Here is a 7094-nt window from a genome sequence, read left to right as displayed (position 1 = left end):
CCCTCATCTGCTACCGCAGACTCACCAAATGAGATGGCTTCTAAAGAACTCGGGCTGTGGGACGGCCAGAAGCTCACCGAAAAGGCGTCCTCGATCCTCACCCAGTGGCACCAGGACCAGGAAGGCGACTGACACCTTGGCAAAGCGCGGTAACGGTCTCGGGGGGACTCCGGTGGAGATCCCGCGCAAGGGCAGACCGAACACCTGGGGTGTGCGCACCCCGCTCCACTTCGACAAGGCGCAGGGCAAGAAGATCCGTTACTGGATCGGCCGGGACTACCCGACCAAGACCGCAGCAGAAAGGGCGCTGCGGGAGTGGCACAACAACTACGAGGCGGGCAAGATCGCGGCCCGCTCTGACATGAAGCTGGGTGACTGGCTCGACAAGTGGCTGTCGAATCTCAGGAAGGAGGGGACGACCGTGGCCGGGTACGAGACGAAGATCCGTCTGCACATCAAGCCGCACATCGGCTGTGTGAAGCTGTGTGAGGTCACCGACGACACGCTTGATGATCTGTACCGGCTGCTGGAGACGGCCCCGTGCCCGACCAACAAGGACAAGCCGCTCGGCGCGAAGAGCGTCCGGCACATTCACAACATCCTGTCCGGCGCTCTCGGGGCTGCTGTGCCCAAGCTGATTCCCGCCAACCCGGCGGCATCGGCTCACCCGCCCACAGCGCGGGAGATACGGGCGCAGGAACAGAAGTACCCCACCGTGGACGACGGTCAGACGGCCCGCTTCCTGGCAGCCGTATGGGAGCCGTGCGGGAACCGTGCCTGTGATGGTGGCCTGACCCATCACTGTCTTCGTGATGCTCCGCTGTGGACCGTCTACGCCGCAACCGGCGTGCGGCGCAGTGAGGCACTGGGGATGAAGTGGTCTCTGATCCACTGGGAAGAGGGAGCCATCGAACTGGGCTGGGTCGTGGTCGAAGAGGGCAACACCTACCGCCTCCGGAAGCTGACCAAGGACGGTGACGACAACGCGCTGATCTACGTGGACCAGAGCGTCATGAACGTTCTGAAGTGGCAGAAGGAGCGGCAGGACGCCGAGCGTGCACGTCTCGGCTCCGCCTGGGTCGATCATGACCTTGTGTTCGCCCGGGACGGCTTCAAGCTCTACCGGGGCGAGGCAGGGGGCCCGCAGGACCCGGAGAAGGTGTCTGCACGGTGGCGCACCCTGCGCACCCGCCTGCACCTGCCTGAGGACTTCCGGATTCACGACTGGAGGCACAGCAAGGTCACGAACGATCTGGAGGCCGGAGAGAACCCGGTAGAGGTCTCCGCCAACGTCCGGCACCACTCGCCGGGCTACACCATGGCCCGGTACGGCCACTCTCGTAAGGACGGAGCGCGCCGACTGGCCGCCTCCGGTGCGGGCCGACTCGGCCTGTCATCCCTGGTCTGACCTGGGGAGTCTCCAGGCTGTTGGTCACGTGGTTGGTCACGCCACAGTCCTGGAAAGCAGAAAACCCCTGATGAACAGGGGTCTCAGCTAGTGTCCGAGGGGGGACTTGAACCCCCACGCCCGATAAAGGGCACTAGCACCTCAAGCTAGCGCGTCTGCCATTCCGCCACCCGGACCAGGTGTCTGTCGTGTCGCGGGGCCCTCCCCGCGGCGACAGGGACAACAATACCAAGGTTTCGGAGTGGCTTTCACCTGCGTATCCGTCCTCTGCATGCCGCGGCATCGTCGGGGCGCGCGGACATCCGGGCACTCACAGTTGGTGATGGAGTGATCACTCGGTGGTGACGGGGCGGGCGCACGCGGGGCGCGCGCACCCTCCCGTCATGCCTCACGGCATCAGCTGGTACTCCGGGAAGTTCCCCGGCAGCCGCTCCCCCGCCGGACCCTGGGTCACCGCGCGTACGAGCAGGTCGCCGCCCACGAACGCGCCGCGCCAGGACGCGCCGAAGCCTCCGAAGAGTTCGTCGCGGTCGCCGCGGGAGCGTGGCTTGCCGTGGCCGACCTTGAAGGCGCGGATCTGCGGGGCGAGGCGGTCGTACGTCGCCCTGTCGTCCGTGGAGAGCGTGGCGACCAGCGCGCCGTTCGACGCGTTCATCGCCGCCAGCAGCTCGGCCTCCGTGTCGACCAGGACGATCGTGTCGACCGGACCGAACGGTTCCGCGTGGTGCAACGGGGAGGAGCGGGGCGGGTTGAGGAGCGTGACCGGCTGGACGTATGCCGAGGTGTCCTGGCCGGGCAGGAAGCGTGCGTCGGCCGCCCTGCCGCGGTGCAGGGGGACCGCCCCCCGGTTGATCGCCTCGGCGACCTGATCGGTCAGCTCCTTCGCCTTGGCCGCGTTGATCAACGGGCCGAAGTCCAGCTCCGGGCAAGGGTCGTCGACGCGCTCCACAGCCAGCGGGTGGCCGACCCTGAGCGTGCGCACCGCGGGCAGGTACGCCGCCAGGAACTCGTCGAACAGGGGCCGCTGGACGACGAATCGCGGGTACGCGGTGCAGCGCTGTTTGCCGTAGTCGAAGAGCTTCGGGATGACCGCCGACAGCGAGTCCCAGTCCGAGAAGTTCCAGATGCCCCAGGTGTTCAGGCCCTCCTGCTCGAGGATGTGCCTCTTGCCGAGGTCGGCGACGGCCGTGGCCACCGCGGCTCCCGTGTCGCGGCCCCCGACGAAGGAGACGCAGCCGATCTCGGGCGCCCGTACCAGCGCCTCCGACAGTTCGCCTCCGCTGCCGCTGACGAGGGTGGCGGGGATCCCCTCCCGCGCGGCGAGCGCACAGGCCAGGGTGAGGCAGGCGACACCACCGTCCGTGGGGGTTTTCGCGATGACCGCGTTGCCCGCCAGTGCCTGGACCAGCATCGCGTGGACCAGGACGCTCATCGGGTAGTTCCAGCTCGCGATATTGGAGACGGGGCCGTCCAGCGGGGGCCGGTCGCCGATCATCCGTTCGACACCGTCGACGTACCAGCGCACGCCGTCGATGGCCCGGTCCACGTCGGCCCGCGCGAGCCGCCAGGGTTTGCCGATCTCCCAGACGAGGAGGAGGGCGAGGAGGTCGCGGTGTTCGGTGAGGGCGTCGAGGGTCGCGGCGACCCGGGCACGGCGGTCGGCCAGCGGTACATGACGCCAGGAGCGGTGCTGGTCCAGAGCCGCCCGTACGGCGCGCCGGGCGGTGTCCCGGCCTACACGCGGCGGACCCGCGATGGGGCCCCCGTCGACCGGGCTGGTGGCGGGCAGCGCCCGGCCGTCCGGCCGCCAGGAGGAGTCCCAGAGGTTGAGGACACGGTCGTCGCGGAAGGCCTCGGGGGCGACGACGAGACAGCGCCGCCAGGCGTCGGCCCAGGACGTACCGGTTTTGAGGGTGAGGGTGGGTGCCATTCGGTTGCTCCGCTCTCGGTGCACAGTCGGGGGCGGGAGGTGCATGGCTGGTCCGCGTACGTGGTCGCACCACGGCGCATGCGGACGTCGTAGAAAGGACGCTAGCGAGAGGCCGTTGCGCCGGAAAGTAATCTCACGTCAACTATGAGTGACGTCACGCTCCGCTTCCAGTGCGGTCGGCCGTTGATCAGCGCGATCAGCGCGATCAGCGCGACCTGAGAGCCTGTGCGACCTGTGCGACCTGTGCGGTCGAGGCGGTCAGGCCGGTCAGGGCGGTCGGGGCGGTCAGGAATTCGTCCGCGCGTGGTACGACCGCCTCGTGTGCTCGGTGTGTTCGCGCATGAGCCGCGTCGCACGTTGCTCGTCGCCCACCGCGATCGCCGCGATCAGGTCGCGGTGCTCGGCCCAGGACTGCCTCCCGCGCTGCCGGGCGACCGGCGTGTGGTACCAGCGCACCCGACGCTCGACCTGCCCCGCCAGCTCGGCGAGCACCGCGTTGCCCGCGAGCTCCGTCACCTTGGCGTGGAAGCGGGCGTTCAGCGCGACCGCGCCGTCCACGTCGTCCTCCGCGACGGCTCGCTCGCCCTCGGCGCACAGCTCCTCCAGGGCCGCGATGCCGGCGCTGTCCGCGTGCGCGGCGGCGAGCCGGGCGGCCTCGGCCTCCAGGAGCGTACGAACGCCGAGGAGCTGGTCGGCTTCCTGGTCCGTCGGCTCGTGCACGAAGGCGCCCTGGGCGGGCCGCAGATCGACCCATCCCTCGGTGTTCAGCCGCTGCAGCGCCTCGCGCACCGGCTGCCGGGAGACCCCGAGGTGCCTGGCGAGTTCGCTCTCGACGAGGTGCCGACCGGGCTGGAGGGCACGCGTGGTGATCAGTTCGAGCAGCGCCTCGTAGACCCGCTCACGCAGAGGGCCGGGCCTCTCCAGCCTGGGCGCCGTTCCCCGTGGCAGTCCTGTCGGCCACATCCCCCCTTCCCCCCGTCCCCCTCCGTTTTGTCTACAGCCTACGGTCCAACCAAGGCCCACCAGGGCCCACCAGAGCCCACCAAGGCTGGGGACGGGGGGAGTTGACCTCCTCCGGCCCCATGGCACGGCCCGCTCGGCCCCATGGCACGGGGCTCAAGGCCGGCGCCTCAGGGGCAGCGGACGACCTGACCGGCGTACGACAGGTTCCCGCCGAAGCCGAAGAGCAGCACCCGGTCGCCGCCCGAGATCTCCCCCCGCTCCACCAGCTTCGACAACGCGAGCGGAATGCTCGCCGCCGACGTGTTCCCGGACTCTGCGACGTCACGGGCGACGACTGCGTTGACGGCGCCGATCTTCTCCGCGAGCGGTTCGATGATGCGCAGGTTCGCCTGGTGCAGCACGACCGCGGCGAGGTCCTCGGGCTCGATCCCGGCGCGCTCGCAGACCCGGCGCGCAATGGGCGGGAGCTGGGTGGTCGCCCATCGGTAGACACTCTGCCCCTCCTGCGCGAACCGCGGGGGCGTTCCCTCGATACGCACCGCGTGCCCCATCTCGGGCACCGAGCCCCACAGCACGGGCCCGATCCCCGGCTCGTGGCCGGGAAGGCACGCCTCGACGACGGCCGCTCCGGCGCCGTCACCGACCAGCACGCACGTCGTACGATCGCTCCAGTCCGTCACGTCGGACATCTTGTCGGCGCCGATGACGAGCGCCCGTGTCGCCGCGCCCGCGCGCACGGCGTGGTCGGCGGTGGCGAGGGCGTGGGTGAAGCCGGCGCAGACGACGTTGACGTCCATCGCGGCGGGCTGCGGGATCCCGAGCCGGGCCGCGACCCGGGCGGCCGTGTTCGGCGAGCGGTCGACGGCGGTGGAGGTGGCGACCACGACCAGGTCGATGTCGCCGGGCGCCAGGCCCGCCGCCGCGAGCGCCTTGGCCGCGGCGTGCGCGGCCAACTCGTCGACGGGCTCGTCGTCCTCGGCGATATGGCGTGTGCGGATGCCCACCCGGGTCCTGATCCACTCGTCGCTGGTGTCGACCATGCCCGCCAGGTCCTCGTTGGTGAGTACCTTGGCGGGCTGGTAGTGGCCGACGGCGGCGATGCGCGAACCGTGCATGGGTGGTTCCCCCTCTTTGCCGTGGGTAGCGGGATCCACCAGTCTGAACAGTGACTCACGGGTACGACGGCAGGTGAAGCGACAGGAATGGGACGCCGGTGTTGTCGGCTTCCCGCAGACCCTCGGACGCCCGAGCATCTCCCCTACCCCCGTCCCGGCCTACCCCGCAAAAAGCTGCCTGGCCTTCAGTACGAGCTCGTAGAGGCCGTAGCACAGGGGCGCCCCCACCCACAGCCAGGCGAGGACGGTCAGTGCTCGCCGGTCAGGCGCGTTGCTCTCGTCGGCCATCGGCGGCCTCCTTCGGTGCGGGGATGTGGTGGCGGGGGTGGACAGGCCGTACCAGTTCGTTGGCGACGAGCCCGACGACGAGAAGACCGATCATGATCACGAAGGACAGACCGTAGAGGGAAGCCCCGTGCTTGCCCGCCCCCTTCTGGTGGTCGGCGATCCAGTTCACGATCAGCGGCCCGAGGACACCGGCGGTCGACCAGGCGGTGAGCAGCCGGCCGTGGATCGCGCCGACCTGGTAGGCGCCGAAGAGGTCCTTCAGGTAGGCGGGGATGGTGGCGAAGCCGCCGCCGTAGAAGGAGAGGATCACGAGCGCGCAGAGGATGAACAGGGGCTTGGACGAGTCGCCGAACGACGCGATGAGCAGGTACATCAGCGCGCCGACGCCCAGATAGACGCGGTAGATGTTCTTGCGCCCGATCAGGTCGGAGGTGGAGGACCAGCCGATGCGGCCTGCCATGTTGGCCGCCGACAGCAGGGCGACGAAGCCGGCGGCCGCGGAGACGGACACGGGTGCCGAGGTGCCGGCAAAGAAGTCCGTGATCATCGGGGCGGCCTTCTCGAGGATGCCGATGCCTGCGGTCACGTTCATGCACAGCACGATCCACAGGCACCAGAACTGCGGGGTGCGCAGGGCGTCGCGGGCGGAGACCTGGACGCCCTCGAAGGCGCTCGGCCCGGACGCGACCGGCTTCTCGGTGCGCGGCACCCGCACCAGCAGGACGCCGAGCGACATGAAGACGGCGTACGACAGCCCGTGCACCAGGAACGCGAGCGCGATCCCGGAGTGGTCGGATCCGAACGACTGCAGCATCTGCGCCGACCAGGGCGAGGCGATCAGCGCGCCGCCGCCGAAGCCCATGATGGCGATGCCGGTGGCCATGCCGGGCCGGTCCGGGAACCACTTGATCAGCGTGGAGACGGGTGAGATGTAGCCGATGCCGAGACCGATGCCGCCGACGAAGCCGTAGCCGAGGACGATCAGCCAGTACTGCTCGCTCGCCGCGCCGAGCGCCGAGAGCAGGAAGCCGGAGGAGAAGCAGACCAGGGCGACGGTCATCGCCCAGCGGGGCCCGTTGCGCTCCACGAGCGTGCCGCCGAACGCGGCGGACAGCCCGAGCATGACGATGCCCAGCTGGAAGGGCAGCGCGCTCTGTGTGCCACTGAGACGAAGGGCGGATTCCAGGGGCGGTTTGAACACGCTCCAGGCGTAGGCCTGGCCGATGGAGAGGTGGACGGACAGGGCGGCGGGCGGGACCAGCCAGCGGCTCCACCCGGGGGGTGCGACAGGAGGGCTCATGATCCCGAACGGTAGGTGCGCACAAGGGAGTTGAGAACCCGGCGGGTCGGCCGCATGCGGTGAGCGGTATCCGGGGTGCGCCGAACGGTC

Annotated in this window: 6 protein-coding genes and 1 tRNA gene; 1 reads left to right on the top strand and 6 read right to left on the bottom strand. The window is 69.6% G+C overall.

Going from position 1 to position 7094, the window contains the following annotated elements:
• The first annotated feature begins 136 nt into the window (after nucleotides 1–136).
• Nucleotides 137–1408 carry a tyrosine-type recombinase/integrase gene (locus AAW14_RS20090; protein WP_265565270.1) on the top strand — a complete coding sequence of 424 codons (1272 nt, stop codon included), beginning with the start codon at nucleotides 137–139 and terminating at the stop codon, nucleotides 1406–1408.
• Nucleotides 1409–1499: 91 nt separating this feature from the next.
• Here AAW14_RS20090 and AAW14_RS20085 read toward each other — a convergent pair.
• From AAW14_RS20085 to AAW14_RS20060, 6 genes are all read right to left on the bottom strand, one after another.
• Nucleotides 1500–1584: transfer RNA gene (locus tag AAW14_RS20085), tRNA-Leu, on the bottom strand.
• Nucleotides 1585–1796: 212 nt separating this feature from the next.
• Nucleotides 1797–3338, bottom strand: coding sequence for an aldehyde dehydrogenase family protein (locus AAW14_RS20080; RefSeq protein ID WP_265565269.1), 1542 nt, complete (start codon nucleotides 3336–3338; stop codon nucleotides 1797–1799).
• Between the two features lie 285 nt (nucleotides 3339–3623).
• The gene (locus AAW14_RS20075) at nucleotides 3624–4301 is read right to left on the bottom strand and encodes a GntR family transcriptional regulator (protein WP_265565268.1); all 678 of its coding nucleotides are present in this window, start codon (nucleotides 4299–4301) and stop codon (nucleotides 3624–3626) included.
• Nucleotides 4302–4468: 167 nt separating this feature from the next.
• Nucleotides 4469–5416, bottom strand: coding sequence for a beta-ketoacyl-ACP synthase III (locus AAW14_RS20070; protein WP_265565267.1), 948 nt, complete (start codon nucleotides 5414–5416; stop codon nucleotides 4469–4471).
• Between the two features lie 159 nt (nucleotides 5417–5575).
• Nucleotides 5576–5704, bottom strand: coding sequence for an MFS transporter small subunit (locus AAW14_RS20065; protein ID WP_265565266.1), 129 nt, complete (start codon nucleotides 5702–5704; stop codon nucleotides 5576–5578).
• The gene (locus AAW14_RS20060) at nucleotides 5679–7004 is read right to left on the bottom strand and encodes an OFA family MFS transporter (protein ID WP_265565265.1); all 1326 of its coding nucleotides are present in this window, start codon (nucleotides 7002–7004) and stop codon (nucleotides 5679–5681) included. The genes AAW14_RS20065 and AAW14_RS20060 overlap by 26 nt, the downstream gene beginning before the upstream one ends.
• Nucleotides 7005–7094 lie beyond the last annotated feature (90 nt).

The sequence above is a fragment of the Streptomyces hygroscopicus genome (assembly GCF_026168105.1).
Taxonomy (GTDB): Bacteria; Actinomycetota; Actinomycetes; order Streptomycetales; family Streptomycetaceae; genus Streptomyces; species Streptomyces hygroscopicus_D.
Note: the sequence above shows the minus strand (reverse complement) of the source record. Positions and strands in the feature narration are given on the sequence as shown.

Excerpts from the sequence above, each read along its gene's own strand:
- AAW14_RS20070 (WP_265565267.1), bottom strand. The coding sequence starts at position 5,416 with ATGCACGGTTCGCGCATCGCCGCCGTCGGCCACTACCAGCCCGCCAAG.
- AAW14_RS20075 (WP_265565268.1), bottom strand. The coding sequence starts at position 4,301 with ATGTGGCCGACAGGACTGCCACGGGGAACGGCGCCCAGGCTGGAGAGG.
- AAW14_RS20080 (WP_265565269.1), bottom strand. The coding sequence starts at position 3,338 with ATGGCACCCACCCTCACCCTCAAAACCGGTACGTCCTGGGCCGACGCC.
- AAW14_RS20060 (WP_265565265.1), bottom strand. The coding sequence starts at position 7,004 with ATGAGCCCTCCTGTCGCACCCCCCGGGTGGAGCCGCTGGCTGGTCCCG.
- AAW14_RS20065 (WP_265565266.1), bottom strand. The coding sequence starts at position 5,704 with ATGGCCGACGAGAGCAACGCGCCTGACCGGCGAGCACTGACCGTCCTC.